Source organism: Streptomyces sp. NPDC059897 (assembly GCF_042730865.1).
In the GTDB taxonomy this organism is placed as follows: Bacteria; Actinomycetota; Actinomycetes; order Streptomycetales; family Streptomycetaceae; genus Streptomyces.
The window spans coordinates 43,018-60,546 of record NZ_JBHWKQ010000012.1; the positions used below are offsets into that span (position 1 = coordinate 43,018).

Here is a 17,529-nt window from a genome sequence, read left to right on the forward strand (position 1 = left end):
TCTCCTCCAACCCCCGGGCCCCCCAAGGACAGGCGAGCCCCCCGACTCCCCGTCCTCCTTCATCCCCCGGAAGCTACACGCTTGTTCGAGGTTGCGCGCCCCCTACCGGCCAGAAGCGGCCCTGAATGCTGAAATCCAGTGCATTGAGGGATGTTTGGGGGTACAGGAACGCAAAGCCAGCACCAAGCGCCCTTCGTTCAGGGCGACTTCGCGACCGTTTTCAGCCGGTGCCGAAACCGATCGCCGTGTACCGCTTGTCGCCGTCCGCGTAGGGCTCGCCGATCAGGGGCTGGCCGAGGAACAGTCTGCCCCGGGAATAGCGGAGTTCGGAATTCGAGCGGCCCGGCGCGATGCCGTTGATCATGTCCCGGACCTCGCGCGTCGCCGGCGTCTCCACCAACGTCGACCGCTTCAGGGTGCGGGGGTCGATCGTGACGATCCGGCTGCCCTTGTCGGCGGACCCCGTCGTGAACGCCAGGACGTTCCCGCCGTCCATGCGCACCGGGAAGATGTCGGGGTGGTCGCCTCCGGTGACGCGGTCGCCCGTGCGTTTGCCCGTCTCCAGGGAGTAGGACACGATCTCGTTGGCCGGGCCCGCGCCGCCTTCGCTCTCGTGCGGGCGGGTCGCGAAGTAGATCCGCCCGTCGCCGACGGTGACCTTCGCGCAGCCCTCGGTCTTGCCGACCTCGCAGCCGAAGTCGTACTTCTTGGGGTCGACGGCGAACCTGCTCGCGAGGCGGCCCCGGCCGTCCAGGGCGAAGACGTCGGTGATGGTGCCCGCCGCGTCGGTTCCCCTGCCCACGCCGAAGACGACCGGCTTGGTGGACAGGACCTTCACGTAGGCGAGGCCCTTCGCGAGCTTGTACGACCACCTGGGCTGGCCCGTCACCGGGTCCAGGAGCTGGACGTCGTACGTCGCGTGCTCGCCGTAGGTGCCGCACTTGCGGACCGTCACGAGCTGGGCGCCGCCGTGGTAGCCGAGGTCCTGGCACTCCCCCGTGTCGGGCTGCCACAGGATGCGGCCCGTCTTGACGTCGAAGGCGGCGCCGCCGTCGAGGCCGCCGCCCGCCGCGAGCGTGTTGCCCGTCAGGGACAGCTCCTCGAAGATCCGCCGGTTCGAGCCCTGGCCCAGGCTCTGCGTCCAGCGCTCTTTACCCGTGTTGACGTCGAAGACCGTGATCTGGCTGCACGGCTTGTGGTCGCCGTTCGCGTTCCGCTTGCCCGCCTCGCTGACCACGGCCGCGAGCGCGCCGTCGGTGACCGTGTCCGTCCCCGCGCACGTCTGCCCCGACAGCGGGAGGGTCCAGGTCTTCCTGCCGCTCGCGGCGTCGTACCCGACGAGCTGGTTCACGCCCGCCTTGGCGTACGTCTCGTCGGTCAGCCAGGAGCCCTGGACGCTGTCCACCTGCCGCTTCGCCACCTTCGGCGCGGGCAGCCGCAGCGTCACCTTCGCCGACGGGTCGGCCGGGGCCCGCTCCGCCACGGGACCCTCGAAGCCGTCGCCGCCCTTGTCGCCCGTGGCGCCCGCACCCGGGCCGTCGCCCGACCGCGTCACGTAGAGGAAGCCACCGCCGACGATCAGCGCGAGGGCGGCGACCGCGGCGCCGATGACGAGCGCGAGCGGCGGCACCTTCTTGCGGGTGGGCGGCCTCGGGGGGCCGTACTGGGGCTGCTCGTACGGCTGTTGGAGCGCCAGCCGGGCGCGGGCCTCGGGCGGGAGCGGGGTGCGCAGGGTGCCGTAACCGGGGGCGGTGTACGGCGGCATGGGCGGTGGGGCGCCGAATTCGCCCTGCGGGGACGGGGGTTCGTTCGGCGGGCGGGGCGGGGGTGGCTGGGTCATGACCTGGGTACCTCGGGGACGTTGAGTTTCGGCAAGGCCAGTCGCCGTGGGCCGGATCGCACGTTCTCGTCCCGGCGGCCCTTTTCTATCACTCGCGTCTGTCACGCGCGGCCGACAGCCGACGGGCCGGCCCTTCCCCGTACCCAGGGGAGGACCGGCCCGCGGTGCGCTGCGCTACGCGTCCTCGGCCAGCTCCAGCCAGCGCATCTCCAACTCCTCGCGCTGCGCGACCAGATCACGCAGCTCCGCGTCGAGCTTCGCGACCTTCCCGAAGTCGGTGGCGTTGTCCGCGATCTGCGTGTGCAGCTTGGCCTCCTTCTCGGAGATCTTGTCCATCTGCCGCTCGACCTTCTGGAGTTCCTTCTTCGCGGCCCGCGCATCGGCCGCGGAGGGGCCCGCCTTCTCGGCCGCGGCGGGGGCGGCCGCGGGGGCGGGGGACGCGGCCTCGATCATCCGCTGCCTGCGCTCCAGGTACTCGTCGACGCCGCGCGGCAGCATCCGCAGCGTGGCGTCGCCGAGCAGGGCGTACGTGTTGTCGGTGGTGCGCTCCAGGAAGAACCGGTCGTGGGAGATCACGACCATCGAGCCGGGCCACCCGTCGAGCAGGTCCTCCAGCTGCGTGAGCGTCTCGATGTCCAGGTCGTTCGTCGGCTCGTCGAGGAACAGCACGTTCGGCTCGTCCATGAGCAGGCGCAGGATCTGCAGCCGGCGCCGCTCGCCGCCGGACAGGTCGCCGACCGGCGTCCACTGCTTGTCCTTCGCGAAGCCGAACTGCTCGCACAGCTGGCCCGCGGTCATCTCGCGGCCCTTGCCGAGGTCGACGCGGTCACGGACCTGCTGGACGGCCTCCAGTACGCGGAGTGTGGCCGGGAGTTCGGTGACGTCCTGCGAGAGGTACGCGAGCCGGACCGTCTTGCCGACGACGATCTTCCCCGCCTCGGGCTGTACGTCGCCCTGGCTGCGGGCCGCCTCGTCGAGGGCGCGCAGCAGGGACGTCTTGCCCGCGCCGTTCACACCGACCAGGCCGACGCGGTCGCCGGGGCCGAGCTGCCAGGTCAGGTGCTTGAGCAGCACCTTCGGGCCCGCGGTGACCGTCACGTCCTCCAGGTCGAAGACGGTCTTGCCGAGGCGGGCGTTCGCGAACTTCATCAGCTCGCTCTTGTCGCGCGGCTCGGGCACGTCCGCGATCAGCTCATTGGCGGCCTCGATGCGGTAGCGCGGCTTGGAGGTGCGGGCGGGGGCGCCGCGGCGCAGCCAGGCCAGCTCCTTGCGCATCAGGTTCTGCCGCTTGGCCTCCTCGGTCGCGGCGATCCGCTCCCGCTCGGCGCGCGCGAACACGTAGTCGCTGTAGCCGCCCTCGTACTCGTAGACGTCGCCCTTCTGCACGTCCCACATGCGGGTGCAGACCTGGTCGAGGAACCAGCGGTCGTGCGTGACGCAGACGAGGGCGGAGCGGCGGGCCCGCAGGTGCTGGGCGAGCCAGGCGATGCCCTCGACGTCGAGGTGGTTCGTCGGCTCGTCGAGGACGATCAGGTCCTGTTCGGCGATGAGGAGCTTGGCGAGCGCGATACGGCGCCGCTCGCCGCCGGAGAGGGGGCCGATCACGGTGTCCAGGCCCTGCGGGAAGCCCGGCAGGTCGAGGCCGCCGAAGAGGCCCGTCAGTACGTCGCGGATCTTGGCGCTGCCCGCCCACTCGTGGTCGGCCATGTCGCCGATGACCTCGTGGCGGACGGTGGCCTTCGGGTCGAGCGAATCGTGCTGGGTGAGCACGCCCAGGTGCAGGCCGCCGCTGTGGGTGACGCGGCCGGTGTCCGCCTCCTCCAGCTTGGCGAGCATCCGGATGAGGGTGGTCTTGCCGTCTCCGTTGCGTCCCACGACGCCGATCCGGTCGCCCTCCTGTACGCCGAGGGAGACGCCGTCGAGGAGGGCACGGGTGCCGTAGACCTTCGAGACGTTCTCGACGTTGACCAGATTGACTGCCATTACGCTCCGCTCCGGGTGGGTGGGCCAGTCTTCCAGCGTAGTCGGCTCGCCGATGGTGCCGGTCCCGCCCCGGGCCCCGCGGGCACTCGTCCTGGAGCGGGGCTGCTTCTGCCGAACCGGCGTTGCGGCCTCGGGGCTCCGCGGGCTCTCGTCCAAGAGCGGGGCTGATTCTGCCGAACCGGCGTTACGGCCACGGGGCTCCGCCCCGGACCCCGCTGCTCAAACGCCGCAGGGGCTTGAGCGGCCCACCCGTCGCAGGGGCCTGATGTGCCCGCCCGCCACAGGGGTTCAAGTTGGCCCGCCGCCCCGCGGGCAATCGCCCGGGCACCCGCCCATCTCCCACCCACCCGCCCCCTCCGGGGGCGTCGGCCCCACGGGGCACCGCTGCCAGGCCCGGCTCCCCGGCCCGTTGCGGCCGGCCGCAACCGCCTAGGACGGGCCGCCGCAGACCCGGCCCCCACCCGCGACAGCCAACCGCCACCGCCTCGGGCAATCCGCCACCCATTGCGGCCGTCCGTCCCGACTTGGGCAATCCGCCGCCGGAACGCCTCCTCACCTGCGGCGGCCGGCCGCCCCGCCTTGGGTCTCCCGTCGTCGGAACGGCTCCCCACCCGGGACGGCGGGTGCCGCCCCGCCTTGGGCAATCTGCCGCCTGGGGCGGCAGGGTGGGCAAGGCGGCCCCCGGTGCCGCGCAACGACAGCAGGGGCCCCGGCCACGGCCCAGGTCAGGAACCACGGTGCCGCGCAACAGAGGCCGCAGGGGCCGGTCCCGGTACCGCGAAGGGACCCGGTGCCGCGGAGGGCCCGGTGCCGCGCAACGAGGGCCTCGGGTCAGAGGAGGGTGGCTCCCGGCGCGGGGGACGGGGCCACGTGGGCCGTGCGGCAGACGCCGGCGCCGGTCAGCGCCGTCGCAACCGCTCGGGCCGAGGCCTCGTCCGGCGTGAGGAAGGCCGTCGTCGGGCCCGAGCCGGAGACCAGTGCGGCGAGTGCGCCCGCCGCCGTACCGGCCGCGAGGGTGTCCTTCAGGGACGGGAAGAGGGAGAGGGCCGCGGGCTGGAGGTCGTTGGTGACCGTGGCCGCGAGGGCCTCGACGTCGCCGGTGCGCAGCGCCTCCAGGAGGGCGGGCGCGGCGACGGGCTCGGGGGCGTCGGGGCTGAGGCGGTCGAACTCGCGGTAGACGGCCGGCGTGGACAGCCCGCCGTCCGCGGCCGCGAACACCCACCAGAACTGCCCGGCCACGTCGAGGGGTTCGAGCTTCTCGCCCCGCCCCGTACCGAGCGCCGCCCCGCCGACCAGGCTGAACGGCACATCGCTGCCCAGCCCGGCGCAGATGTCGAGGAGTTCCGCGCGGGACGCGTTCGTGCCCCAGAGCGCGTCGCAGGCGACCAGCGCGCCCGCCGCGTCCGCGGAGCCGCCCGCCATGCCGCCGGCGACGGGGATGTCCTTGGCGATGTGGATACGGACGTCGGGGGCGATGCCGTACCTGCGCCCCAGCTCGATGGCCGCGCGTGCCGCCAGGTTCGTACGGTCCAGGGGGACCTGGTCGGAGCCGGGGCCCGTGCAGGTGAGGGCGAAGGAGTCCGCCGCCGACACCGTCACCTCGTCGTAGAGGCCGACGGCGAGGAAGACGTTCGCCAGGTCGTGGAAGCCGTCCGGGCGGGCGCCGCCGACCGCGAGCTGGACGTTGACCTTGGCGGGTACGCGTACGGTCACCGATGTCGCTGTCACTGCTGCTTGGCCTCCGCGATGCGGGCGAACTCGTGGACGGTGAGCGCCTCACCGCGCGCCTGCGGAGAGACGCCCGCCGCGACCAGCGCCTCCTCGGCGGCCTGCGCCGAACCCGCCCACCCGGCGAGCGCCGCGCGCAGCGTCTTGCGGCGCTGGGCGAAGGCGGCGTCAACGACCGCGAAGACCTCCTGGCGGGACGCGGTGGTGGGGATCGGCTCGGTGCGGCGCACGAGGGAGACGAGGCCGGAGTCGACGTTCGGGGCGGGCCAGAAGACGTTGCGGCCGATCCGGCCGGCGAGCTTGACCTCCGCGTACCAGTTGGCCTTCACGGACGGGACGCCGTAGACGCGGGAGCCGGGCCCGGCGGCGAGCCGGTCGGCGACCTCGGCCTGCACCATCACGAGGGTCCGCTCGATGGTCGGGAAGCTCTCGAGCATGTGGAGCAGGACGGGGACCGCGACGTTGTACGGGAGGTTCGCGACGAGGGCCGTGGGCTCGGGGCCCGGCAGGTGCGTGACCTGCATCGCGTCCATGTTGACGAGGTCGAAGGAGTCCTTCTTGGCCGGGAGGCGGGCCGCGATGGTGGCGGGCAGGGCCGAGGCCAGTACGTCGTCGATCTCGACGGCCGTGACGTGGCGCGCCGCTTCGAGGAGGGCGAGGGTGAGCGAGCCGAGGCCGGGTCCCACCTCTACGACGGCGTCGTCCTCGGTCACGTCCGCGGTGCGGACGATGCGGCGGACGGTGTTGGCGTCGATCACGAAGTTCTGGCCGCGTTGCTTGGTCGGCCGGACGTTCAGTGCCGCGGCGAGTTCGCGGATGTCCGCGGCGCCGAGGAGGGGGCCCTGGGGGTCACTGGTGCTCACCGTTCAAGGGTAGCCGGGCCTTTCGCCTCTGCGGCGCGGCGCCGGGGCCTCGCGGCTGGGGCCGTGCCACTCGTTGCGCGGCACCGTGGTTCCTGGCCTCAGCCGTGGCCGGGGCCCCTGTTGTCGTTGCGCTGCACCGGGCGCCGCCTTGCCCACCCTGCCGCCCAAGGCGGCAGATTGCCCAAGTCGGTGGCGGCCGACCGCAAGGGGTGGGGAGCCGTTCCGGCGGCAGATTGCCCAAGTCGGTGGCGGCCGACCGTCGCGGGTGGGTGCCCGTGCCGGCGGCAGATTGCCCAAGTCGGTGGCGGCCGACCGCAAGGGGTGGGGAGCCGTTCCGGCGGTGGATTGCCCAAGTCGGTGGCGGTCGACCGTCGCGGGTGGGGAGGCGTGATGGGCAGCGGAATACCCAAGGCGGCGGTCGACCGTCGCGGGCCGGGGAGCCGGGCCTGGCAACGGCTCGCCCCAGGTGGTGGCGGCACCCCGCGAGGCCGACGCCCCCGGAGGGGGCGGGTGGGTGGGAGATGGGCGGGCGCCGGGCGATTGCCCGCGGGGCGGCAGGCCAACTTGAACCCCTGTGGCGGGCAGGCACATCAGGCCCCTGCGACGCGCGGGCACATCAGGCCCCTGCGCCGGATGGGCACATCAAGCCCCGCCGGCGATTGAGGCGCGGGGTCCGGGGCGGAGCCCCGAGGCCGTAACGCCGGGACGGCAGAACCCGCCCCGAGGCCGCATCCACGGCGCCGCTACAAACGGGAACCGCAATGGGGCCACGGCGTCGCGCCCCGGCTGACGTACAACCGCTTCGCGCGGAGCGTCTGCTCTGCCGCGGGGGCGTCCTGGGGGCGGCCCGAGCCGCCGAGACTCTGCCACGTCTGGGTGTCGAACTGGTAGAGGCCCCCGTACGTACCGGTCGCGTCCGTGGCGTTCGGGCGGCCGCCCGATTCGCATGCCGCGAGCCCCGCCCAGTTGAGCGAGTCCGCCCCGGCCACGGACGTCGGCATCGGCTTCGTACCGACCCTGACCTGCTGCGTCCGCGGCTCCCGTACGATCTCCTGCCGCACACGGCGCGGCTTCATCCGGACCCCGTTGACGGTGCGCACCGAGTACGTGACCCGCTTCATGCCGGGCTCACCGGCCCGCGTGACGACCTCGGTGCCCTGGAACTGCGAGGCGTCGTCCGTGCGCTCGGTCGCGTACGGGATCGGCTCCTCGCGGACCTCCTTCTCGCCCGTCACCCGCATCACCGTGATGACCTGCCCGTCGCGCGGGAAGCTGCTCTGCGGCACCGACGTGGTGTCCTGCCCGCGCAGCGTGATGCCCGCGTCCTCGACGGCCTCGCCGACGGTCGCCGCGTTCGTGCGGATGGTGCGGCGGTTGCCGTCGGCCATGATCGTGACGCTGCGCTCGGTGCGGACGTCGAGGTCGAGGCCGTGGCGGGCGATGCGCTGGGAGCGGGAGGCGGAGACGTACGCGCCCTCGGCCCGCACGCCGAGCTGCCTGAGCGCCCCGTGCACGGTCCGTGCCGTCGTCCACACCTCGCGGCGCTGCCCGTCGAGGGTGAGCCTGACGGGCCGCCCGAAGTGGACGGCGACCTCGTCCCCGCTGGTCAGTTCGGCCCCCTCGCCGGGCGCCACGACATCGTGGTCGCCGACGTCCACGCCCTCGTCGGCGAGGAGTTCGGTGACGTCGTCGGCGAAGGTGTGCAGGGTGCGTTCCTTGCCGTCGACGCTGAGGTGGATCGCCTTGTCGTCGGCCACGAACGCGGACGTGCCGCCCGCGAGGAACGCGACGACGAGGGCCTGCGGCAGCAGCCTGCGCAGCGATTCCGGGCGCTGCGCCACCTTCTTGCGGCGTGCGGCGCGCCGGGCGGCGGCCCGCCCGCCGGTCGGCGCCGGGGCGAGGACCTCGGTCTCCGCCTCGGGGCTCCGGTACGGCTCGTACCGCTCGTACGTCTCCTGCGGCGTAATGCTCACGACGACGCTCCAGGCACTCACGGGTTCCGCCCCCGGGGAGGGGCGGATCGGGCGAGCAGAACCTAGCGGAGCGTTCGTCACCCTCCAAAGCCACGCGACTACTCTGCGTGGCGACTTTGCCCGGAGGTGACCGGACGCGAGCGCCCGTGACCGTTATCGCTCAGTAATCGAAGGCGCGCGCGGTGTTGGCGGAGACCGACGTCGCGAGGGCTTCCTCCGTGACGCCCTTGACCTTGGCCATGGCCCGCAGCGTGACCGGAATGAGATACGGGGCGTTAGGCCGACCGCGGTACGGGGCGGGCGTCAGGAACGGCGCGTCCGTCTCGACGAGGACCAGTTCGAGCGGGGCCACGGCGAGGGCGTCGCGCAGCGGCTGCGCGTTCTTGAACGTCACGTTCCCCGCGAACGACATGAAGTAGCCGTTCTCCGCGCAGATTTGGGCCATGTCCGCGTCACCGGAGTAGCAGTGGAAGACGGTGCGCTCGGGCGCGCCCTCCTCCTTGAGGACGCGTAGCACATCGTCGTGCGCCTCGCGGTCGTGGATGACGAGCGCCTTGCCGTGCCGCTTGGCGATCTCGATGTGCGCGCGAAAGGACTTCTCCTGGGCGGCCTTGCCCTCGGGTCCTGTACGGAAGTAGTCGAGGCCGGTCTCGCCGACGCCCTTCACGTGCGTCAGGGCGGCGAGCCGGTCGATCTCGGCGAGCGCCTCGTCGAGCCCGGCGTCGCCGAGCGGCTCGCGCGCGCCCTGCCGGGACCAGCCGTCGGGGTCGCCGTGCACGATGCGCGGCGCCTCGTTGGGGTGCAGGGCGACGGTCGCGTGCACGCGCGCGTGCTCCTCGGCGACGGAGGCCGCCCACCGCGAGCCCGCGAGGTCGCAGCCCACCTGGACGACCGTGGTCACCCCCACCGACGCCGCCTTGGCGAGCGCCCCCTCCACGCTGCCCTCCTGCATGTCCAGGTGGGTGTGGGAGTCGGCGACCTCGACCTCGAGGGGCGCCGGCAGCGGCGGCGGGGTGACGTCCTTGGTGCTTGGGCTCATGCCCCCGATCCTACGAAGCCGGTGTCACTCGTCCCGCTTGTGGTGGCTGAAGGGGTGCAGCAGGTCCGACAGGTGCCAGTGGTGCCCCTCGCGCTCCGCCGCGTCCGGCTCCGGCATCTCCACGGGGCCCGCCTGCGGCGTGCGGTGCTGCTGCAGCGCGTCATGGGCGGAGGAGACCCGGCCCGAGCGCATGATGCGCACGACATGGCCCCCGCAGTTCAGGCACGTGGGCCGGGTCAGTGGCGACGGCACCCGCTCGCCCTTGACCACGTACATCACGAACTCCGCACCCTCCCCGTCGACGTGGTGCTCGATCTCGTAGGACTGCTCCCAGCCGTGCCCGCACCGCATGCAGGCGAACGCGTACGCCTCGTGAACGACGGATGTCGCCGCGCTGCGATTGGGCGCCGGGGGCGTCTGTGCACCAATGGCTGTCTTGGAGACTGCGAACTCGCTCATGCCAGCTCCTCTTGCCCGCTGGACAAACGCTGCTCTTCAGCAGCGTGGGGACGGGTGCGTCCCCTTCAACCAGTGGACGCCTCCGCTGGGCCGAGCGCAAAAGCCCTGTCGACTATTGGATCCGATTTGGTCTTTCCCTGCCGAAACGGGCCGGGCGCGCGGTCTTCGCTTTGCTTTTCAGGTTAGCCCTTTACGCCCCTATGGGGTGGTCCGCGCCGCATTCTTTGCCGCCACCACGGCATCGAACACCTCGCGCTTGGGCAGCCCGGCGTCGGCGGCGACCGCGGCGATCGCCTCCTTGCGCCGCTCCCCGGCCTCCTCCCGCACGCGCACCCTGCGCACCAGCTCATCGGGGGTGAGGTCGTCGGCGGACTTCTCCGGCGCGCCCTCGACGACGACCGTGATCTCGCCCCGTACGCCCTCGGCGGCCCACTCGGCGAGCTCCTTCAGGGCGCCGCGCTTCACTTCCTCGTACGTCTTGGTGAGCTCGCGGCACACGGCGGCGCGGCGGTCCTCGCCGAAGGCCTCGGCCATCGCGGCGAGGGTGTCGTCGAGGCGGTGCGGGGCCTCGAAGTAGACGAGGGTGCGGCGCTCCTCGGCGACCTCCTTGAGGCGGGAGAGCCGCTCGCCCGCCTTGCGCGGCAGGAAGCCCTCGAAGCAGAAGCGGTCGACCGGGAGGCCGGAGAGCGCGAGGGCGGTCAGCACGGCGGAGGGACCCGGCACGGCCGTGACCCGGATGTCCCGCTCGACGGCGGCCGCGACCAGCCGGTAGCCGGGGTCGGACACGGACGGCATCCCCGCGTCCGTCACGAGCAGCACACGCGCCCCGCCGGCGAGCGCCTCGACGAGCTCCGGCGTGCGCGCCGATTCATTGCCCTCGAAGTACGACACGACACGCCCGCCGACCTGCACCCCGAGCGCCTGCGTGAGCCGCTTCATGCGCCGGGTGTCCTCGGCGGCGACGACATCGGCGGTGGCCAGCTCCTGGGCCAGGCGCGGCGGCGCGTCCGACACGTCACCGATCGGGGTGCCGGCGAGCACGAGGGTTCCGGGGGACGCGGGGGATTCTGCGGTTCCTGTCACGTTTCCAGTCTCGCAGGAGCGGGCGACACGACTCGCACAGTCGTGTTCCCTACGATGGCGCGCGTGACCAGTACCGCGTCGTCGTCCGGGGCGACTCCGACCAGCGCACCGACCGAGCAGGCCGCAAGCGTGGAGCCGCAGCAGTCGTCGTGGCTGCGCGGGCTGCGCAGGTACGGATACCGGGCGCAGGCCAGAAGCGGTGCCGTGGGCACGCGACTGGTGCCGCCGTTCCCGCCGCTCGGGGGCCGCCTGTGGGCGTCGTTCGGGCTGAGCCGGTTCTCCGCCGCGCAGGCGGAGCGGATCGTCGGCTGGGTGGGCCCGCTGCTCGTCACGCTCGTCGCGGGCCTGGCGCGGTTCTGGAACCTGGGCAGCCCGAAGGCCGTGATATTCGACGAGACGTACTACGCGAAGGACGCGTGGGCGCTCATCCACCGCGGCTTCGAGGTGAACTGGCCCAAGGACGCCAACGACAAGATCCTGGCCACGGGCGGAAACGTACCGATCCCGCACGACGCCTCGTACGTCGTGCATCCGCCGGTCGGCAAGTACGTCATCGGGATCGGCGAGTGGATGTTCGGGTTCGACCCGTTCGGCTGGCGGTTCATGACGGCGGTCCTCGGCACGCTGTGCGTGCTCATGATCTGCCGGATCGGCCGCCGCATCTTCCGCTCCACGTTCCTCGGCTGCCTGGCGGGCGCGCTGCTCGCCGTCGACGGGCTCGCGTTCGTGATGAGCCGCACCGCGCTGCTCGACTCGATCCTGGTCTTCTTCGTGGTGGCGGCGTTCTGCTGTCTGGTGCTCGACCGGGAGCGCACGCGCGGGCAGTTGGCCGCCGCGCTGCCCGTGGACGAGCACGGCCTGCCGCACCCGGACGCCGAGGTCGCGGAGACGCTGCGCCTCGGCTGGCGGCCGTGGCGGCTGCTCGCCGGGCTGTGCCTCGGGCTGGGCGCCGCGACGAAGTGGAACGGCTTCATCTTCCTGGCCGCGTTCGCGCTCATGTCGGTGCTGTGGGACGTGGGTTCGCGTCGCGTCGCGGGCGCCGAGCGCCCCTACCGCGCGGTGCTGAAGCGGGACGTCGTCCCGGCGTTCGTCTCGACGGTCCCGGTCGCCATCGCCACGTACGTGCTGTCCTGGCTCGGCTGGATCCTCTCCCCCTCCGACGGCTCCGGCGGCTACTTCCGCAACTGGGCGGCGACGGACGGCAAGGGCGGCAGCTTCACCTGGCTGCCGGACTGGGTGCGCAGCCTGTGGCACTACGAGCACGAGGTGTGGAACTTCAACACCACGCTCAGCTCGCCGCACACCTACCAGTCCAACCCGTGGAGCTGGATGGTCGACGGCCGCCCCGTCTCGTACTTCTACGAGTCGCCGAAGCCGGGCGCGCAGGGCTGCCCCGCCGACGCCGCCGACACCGCCGAGAAGTGCGCCCGCGAGGTCCTCGCCCTCGGCACGCCGCTGCTGTGGTGGGCGGCCTGCTTCGCGCTCCTGTACGTGCTGTGGCGCTGGTTCTTCCGCCGCGACTGGCGGGCGGGCGCGATCCTGTGCGGCATCGCGGCGGGCTACCTCCCCTGGTTCAACTACCAGGAGCGGACGATCTTCTACTTCTACGCGGTCGTCTTCGCCCCGTTCCTCTGCCTGGCGCTCGCGATGATGCTCGGCGCGATCATCGGCAAACCGGGCTCACCGGAGCGCCGACGGGTGATCGGCGCGGCGGGCGCGGGCGCGCTGGTGCTGCTGATCGCGTGGAACTTCATCTACTTCTGGCCGATCTATACGGGGGACGCGATTCCGGTCGACTCGTGGCGGTCACGGATGTGGCTCGACACCTGGGTCTAGCTGGGCAAACGAACGGGAGGGGCACGGCCACAGCCGCACCCCTCCCGTTGTTGTTGGTCGTTGTTGGTCGACCTGGGCCGCCCTCGGACGGCCCAGGGACGGCCCAAGCCAGCACACCGCACCCGCGTATCTCGCAGCTTCACAGCGGGCCGACCCGGCCCCCATCTGCGCTGGGGGGGGGTGGGTAGTTGGTGCAGTCGCGAAGGGCGCATGGGGGAACCTCCGCCAAGGGGCGCTTCAACCGGCTCTGCCGATCACCTCAATTCGCCACCTTTCGCCACCCCTTGCAGAGCCCTGACCAGGCACTTCTAGACGATCTTCTTGAAAAGCGGCTAATCGCCACCTCGCGCCACGCCTTAACCAGGGGTTTCGCTACGCTTTTTGGATCATGAAGCGGCTTCCGCCGCTTGAAGCACTTGACGACTTGAGGTTTCCTCGTCATGGAGCCGAAAGGCACCTACGCCGCATGACGGCCTGGCTCCGGGTAGCCCCCCGGAGCCAGGCCCACATGCGGGTTACGGGCGGGTCCGGCCGACTACGCAGCGGTCGGGCTCGCCCCACGCCCAACCCACCGTCCGGAACGCCTCTGTTGCATCACACAAAGTGTTCGATGCACCCCGCGATGGCAGTGACCGCAGTCAGGACCAAGACCACAAGCTGAACCCAGTCCGGTAACTGGCTACGCCTGCGGCATTGTGCTCGTCGTGTCGATCGCTTCATCTGATTCGATCTCCCATCTCTCAGTGATCCCAACAGAGTTGGGGCCCGCCCGGTTCAGGCTGGCGCTCGGGGAGAGAGGTATCGAACCTTCAAGAAGGTAGCTGGTGGACCAGTGGCGCGAGTGCCCGTTCAAGGGTGGCGAAGGTTGGCGAACTCTCGCCCAGCTACTGCCCCCGCACACGGCAGCGCCATCTTCACTGTCAGTGCCCTGCTTTACGGTGTCGCCCATGGCACCCTCGGAGATCACTCGTGCAGGCATCCTGCAGGCGATTGCGGAGCACGATCGGCTCGGCCCAGAAGCGTTCCGAGCTACGTACGGATTCCAAGCCGCGGCAACGTACTTGCTTGAGTACGAAGGCAACTTGTACGACTCCAAGGCCATAGCCGGCGTCGCCCACCTGTACGACTTTGGCACCGCCCTCAAGCCATCTTCTCCAGGGCTCAGCGGTGGCCTCAGGCACGCAGTGGCTTGGCTGCGGCGTGAAGGCTTCACTGTTGTGGAGCCTCCCAAGAGCTTCCACCGACGAGTGGGCGACGTGCGGCCGGCCCGCCGCGCGAAGGGCCCAGCCCTGCACCGCCCCATCCTCCTCCTGTGGGCAATCGGGCAGGCCACAGCCGGTGCGCCTCGTCTGCAGTCCTGGTCGGCCACTCGCGACGCAGTCGCGCCCCTGATGGAAAAGTACGGCCGGACTGAAGACGGCGTAGATGGGGCTCGCTACCCGTTCTGGGCCCTCGTGCGCGACGACCTCTGGATCGTTGAGCAGGCAGAAGGACTCACCCTGACGAGTCGAGAGCGTCGCCCAACCCTGGAATCCCTCAACGCAGTCGACCCTTCAGCGGGGCTGCGTGAGGATGATTACAACCTGCTTCGCTCGCAGCCTGAGGCCGCTGCGGCAACAGCCGCAGGGCTGATCGCCCGATACTTCCACCTCCTCCCAGTGGGGTTCCTGGAGGACTTCGGCCTTCATGACCTACTCGCCGGCCGGTGGCCGGACGCCTTGCGGCCTCTGATCGGTGAAACCTTCAAGGACCGCGATGCGATCTGGCGAACCTACGGCGGCGAAAAGATGGGAGGCATCGGCTGCCTCGCCGACGGCATCCTGAGCGCGTTCTCCGATGACAAGGGCCCATATGCCGACGGCCGCATCCCCGATACAACGTGGATCGCCTACGTCGGGGACGGCCTCTCTGGCGACCAGAAGCTGACCGCCGGCAACGCGCTCATGGCCGAGCACCAAGACGTTGGCCGGCCGCTGCGCTACTGGCACAAGCCATTCCAGGGGCAGTGGAGCTTCGAAACCTGGGCTGTGATCGTGCAGCGTCGACTGCGCTGGGGTGTCGGAGCAGACAAGCTGCCACGTCGCGAATTTCTCTGGGTGTTGGCGCCAGTTCCATCCCCAGAGCACGAGACTTGGCCGCCCGAGGTCCTTGAAGCGCTGGAGGCCGACACCGGCGAACTGCACGACGACACTGACGACTATCGCCCCAGCGACGTCGCGCTAGCCCCGGAGGCCCCCGACGCTGCGGAGAGCGACGGGGACGCGTACAAACGCCTCGCGGAGAGGGCGGAGGCGAACGCTGAACGCCGTGAGCGGAAGAAGAAGCCCACAGAGGCCGACAGGTACATCCGCGACCCCAGCGCGCGAGCGGCAGTCCTCAGGCGCTGTCAGAACAGGTGTGAAAACCCTGAGTGCGCCGGCCACCCCACCGAGCTGACCAAAGCCGGCCTGCCCATCTTGCAGGTTGATCACGTTAGGGACCTGTCCAAGGAAGGGCCAGACATCCCACGGAACATGATCGCTCTGTGTCCGAACTGCCATGCGCTCAAGACCTACGGAGTGAACAAGGCGAGGCTCACCCGCCTCCTTGCGGCTACTGCGGAGCACCTTCACGAAACGATGCTCGGGTGACTTGGCATGTCCGCACTAGCTCCTCACCCTCGGGGAGATTCTGGAGATCGCTGCCCAGCCAACGAATCCTGGATGGAAGTGCGTGATCATCCTGATTGCCGTAACTCGGCTTTCCCGTCAGCCTGCAGCAAATCGGCTGACACCAAGACGACATGGCGCAATAATGCAGGCATGGAGATAGCCAATGAGAACACTCACCGCTTGCTCTTCTACGTCGGAGCTGTGACTCGACGTGGGCACAACCTTTCGGTGTCAGACTTTGAAGCCTACGCGAGGGGCCCCTTTCGCAAGACAGAGGTAAGGGAGGGCCCATTTAGCACTTTCCGTGACGTGGAGAGGATGTTCGCGAAACGAAATGTCCCTACCGAAAGCTGGCTTGAATATCTCGTGCGCGTACAGTGGGTTTCCGTCGATGACGGCCATGTGAAGCTCAGTAGACTCGGTAAAGCCATCCTCGACGAGCTCTCGGCACCTGTGGTCGACGCCGACTCGGAAAGCGCCACTGAAGTACTTCTGGATCCGGCGGACCCTTTCGCGTACGTGAAGGTAGTAGGCGTCTTGGCGGACATCGGAACGGGGATGCTCATCGACCCCTACTTCCGGTATGACCAGCTTGAGACGATTATGGATCACACACAGATTCGGCAAATCTTGACCAGCCGGAAGACTGGAAATACTGCAATCTCTCAGCTTCAGCTTGCCCTTGCGGTTATCGATGAAGATGATAGGCCGGAGTTGAGAGTAGCAGAATCGCTTCACGATCGGTTTGCTGTCGGCGACAATGGCAGTGTAGTGGCCATCGGGACATCGCTTAATTCGATCGGAAAGAATCACAGCATGGTGATTCCTTTGAGCGAGACAGCGGGGAGCTCCCTGGCATCCACTTACATGGAGATCTGGGATAAAGCGAGTGTTCTGACCCCACGGCAACAAAACGCGGCGCCCTGATCCTGCCCTGCCATAGAACGTGTCACATCAGGTTGGCGGGAACCGCTGTGGAGTGAGTAGCCAACAGAGTGCGCAGACTTCACCCACAAGAGACCCCCTGCCGGGAGAATTATGGAACTTAACGCATTCGAGAATCAATCAGAAAGGCGAACACGTCGAATCCTAACGTTTGCCACCGCGGACACACTCTATTGGGTCAATGCCAAAACTCGACTGGAGGATGTATTCACCCCCAGCCGCAGCGACCCAGAAGATGAGCGACGCTTCCTCCGAGACGCGCACTTTGACTACACTCTCCATAGGCAAAGTTCAAATACCGCCATCTGGGCATTCGAGTTCGATGGCCCGGGCCACAGGACCGATCCGGATGCAATCCGGCGGGATATCCTGAAGAATCGCATTTGCGCCAAGGCCAATCTCCCCATTCTCCGCATAGAAGATGAGCTCCTAGAGGCGATCGACGGTATCTCTCTCCTAGAGTGGCTCATCAAACGCTGGATGATCCATAAACGAATCATCCCGGGAATGATATCTGAGCGCAACAAGAATGCCGCAGCAATCCCCGAAGAAGAATGGGACGCGCTTCAAATCTCAGAGGGCTTGTTTAGCACCCCACCTGAACTAGACGTTGACTTCTTGTTCAACCTGAACAATCCATATCCGCCTCTTCAGAAAACGTCGACCCGCCTCCTGAATACGTACGGGATCCGAGAAGGATTGTCATTGGAGCTAGATCCCAACTGGCGAGAAATGACAGCTGAGGTGACGTGGGAGCTTTCAACAGAGGGGCCTCTTCCCGATCTGGCAAATCATGGTATGTACAGCCGAAGCTTCTGCGAGGTAGAACTGCGACGGGCCGGGGAGTCGTGGCCTAGCAAGCCTAGGTTCGCGACAACTGGCGAGTACATGGCCCGCATCGCCTACCCGACATTTCCCAACCAGCGCACACCATTCGACCTGAACCCAAAAACTAAAGAGCTTGGGTTGTGCGGCCCTCCCCACGGAGGTTCACTTTGGGCTGCTGGCCCACAGATTGCTTGGCATAAGGCCCTAATGGAAGTCGAGAAATGGGCAGCCAAGAACCTGCCTAGGGTTCCTCCAAACCGCCACACGGAAACGTGAAACGTCAAAAAGGCTCCGGAATGTT

At 69.3% G+C, this 17,529-nt stretch carries 12 protein-coding genes; 4 read left to right on the forward strand and 8 right to left on the reverse strand.

The annotated features are described in order from the left end of the window. Window positions 1-220 precede the first annotated feature (220 nt). The 8 genes from ACFV9W_RS15820 to rsmI form a co-directional block, all read right to left on the reverse strand. Complete coding sequence (locus ACFV9W_RS15820; RefSeq protein WP_385760514.1) at window positions 221-1,840, reverse strand: PQQ-binding-like beta-propeller repeat protein; 1,620 nt, start codon at window positions 1,838-1,840, stop codon at window positions 221-223. Window positions 1,841-2,014: 174 nt separating this feature from the next. Further along, complete coding sequence (locus ACFV9W_RS15825) at window positions 2,015-3,823, reverse strand: ABC-F family ATP-binding cassette domain-containing protein (protein WP_385760518.1); 1,809 nt, start codon at window positions 3,821-3,823, stop codon at window positions 2,015-2,017. Window positions 3,824-4,654: 831 nt separating this feature from the next. Continuing rightward, entirely contained in the window at window positions 4,655-5,536 is an 882-nt protein-coding gene (locus ACFV9W_RS15830; protein WP_385760521.1) for a 4-(cytidine 5'-diphospho)-2-C-methyl-D-erythritol kinase, read from the reverse strand. An 11-nt stretch (window positions 5,537-5,547) separates the two neighbouring features. Beyond that, window positions 5,548-6,414, reverse strand: a complete 867-nt coding sequence (gene rsmA / locus ACFV9W_RS15835) for a 16S rRNA (adenine(1518)-N(6)/adenine(1519)-N(6))-dimethyltransferase RsmA (protein WP_385760524.1) — start codon at window positions 6,412-6,414, stop codon at window positions 5,548-5,550. Between the two features lie 743 nt (window positions 6,415-7,157). Then, entirely contained in the window at window positions 7,158-8,468 is a 1,311-nt protein-coding gene (locus ACFV9W_RS15840) for a ubiquitin-like domain-containing protein (protein WP_385760527.1), read from the reverse strand. Window positions 8,469-8,547: 79 nt separating this feature from the next. Continuing rightward, complete coding sequence (locus ACFV9W_RS15845; protein ID WP_385760530.1) at window positions 8,548-9,426, reverse strand: TatD family hydrolase; 879 nt, start codon at window positions 9,424-9,426, stop codon at window positions 8,548-8,550. Window positions 9,427-9,450: 24 nt separating this feature from the next. Continuing rightward, on the reverse strand, window positions 9,451-9,885 hold the full coding sequence (locus ACFV9W_RS15850; protein WP_385760533.1) for a hypothetical protein: 435 nt from the start codon (window positions 9,883-9,885) through the stop codon (window positions 9,451-9,453). A gap of 198 nt (window positions 9,886-10,083) precedes the next feature. Then, window positions 10,084-10,968 (reverse strand): 16S rRNA (cytidine(1402)-2'-O)-methyltransferase, encoded by an 885-nt coding sequence (gene rsmI, locus ACFV9W_RS15855; RefSeq protein ID WP_385760536.1) that lies wholly within the window; start codon window positions 10,966-10,968, stop codon window positions 10,084-10,086. Window positions 10,969-11,031: 63 nt separating this feature from the next. Between rsmI and ACFV9W_RS15860 the strand changes: the two genes are divergently transcribed. From ACFV9W_RS15860 to ACFV9W_RS15875, 4 genes are all read left to right on the forward strand, one after another. After that, on the forward strand, window positions 11,032-12,804 hold the full coding sequence (locus ACFV9W_RS15860; RefSeq protein ID WP_385760539.1) for a dolichyl-phosphate-mannose--protein mannosyltransferase: 1,773 nt from the start codon (window positions 11,032-11,034) through the stop codon (window positions 12,802-12,804). Between the two features lie 947 nt (window positions 12,805-13,751). Further along, the gene (locus ACFV9W_RS15865; protein WP_385760542.1) at window positions 13,752-15,434 is read left to right on the forward strand and encodes an HNH endonuclease; all 1,683 of its coding nucleotides are present in this window, start codon (window positions 13,752-13,754) and stop codon (window positions 15,432-15,434) included. Between the two features lie 171 nt (window positions 15,435-15,605). Beyond that, complete coding sequence (locus ACFV9W_RS15870) at window positions 15,606-16,382, forward strand: hypothetical protein (protein WP_385760545.1); 777 nt, start codon at window positions 15,606-15,608, stop codon at window positions 16,380-16,382. A gap of 111 nt (window positions 16,383-16,493) precedes the next feature. After that, window positions 16,494-17,504, forward strand: a complete 1,011-nt coding sequence (locus ACFV9W_RS15875; RefSeq protein WP_385760548.1) for a DUF2726 domain-containing protein — start codon at window positions 16,494-16,496, stop codon at window positions 17,502-17,504. The last annotated feature ends 25 nt before the right edge of the window (window positions 17,505-17,529 follow it).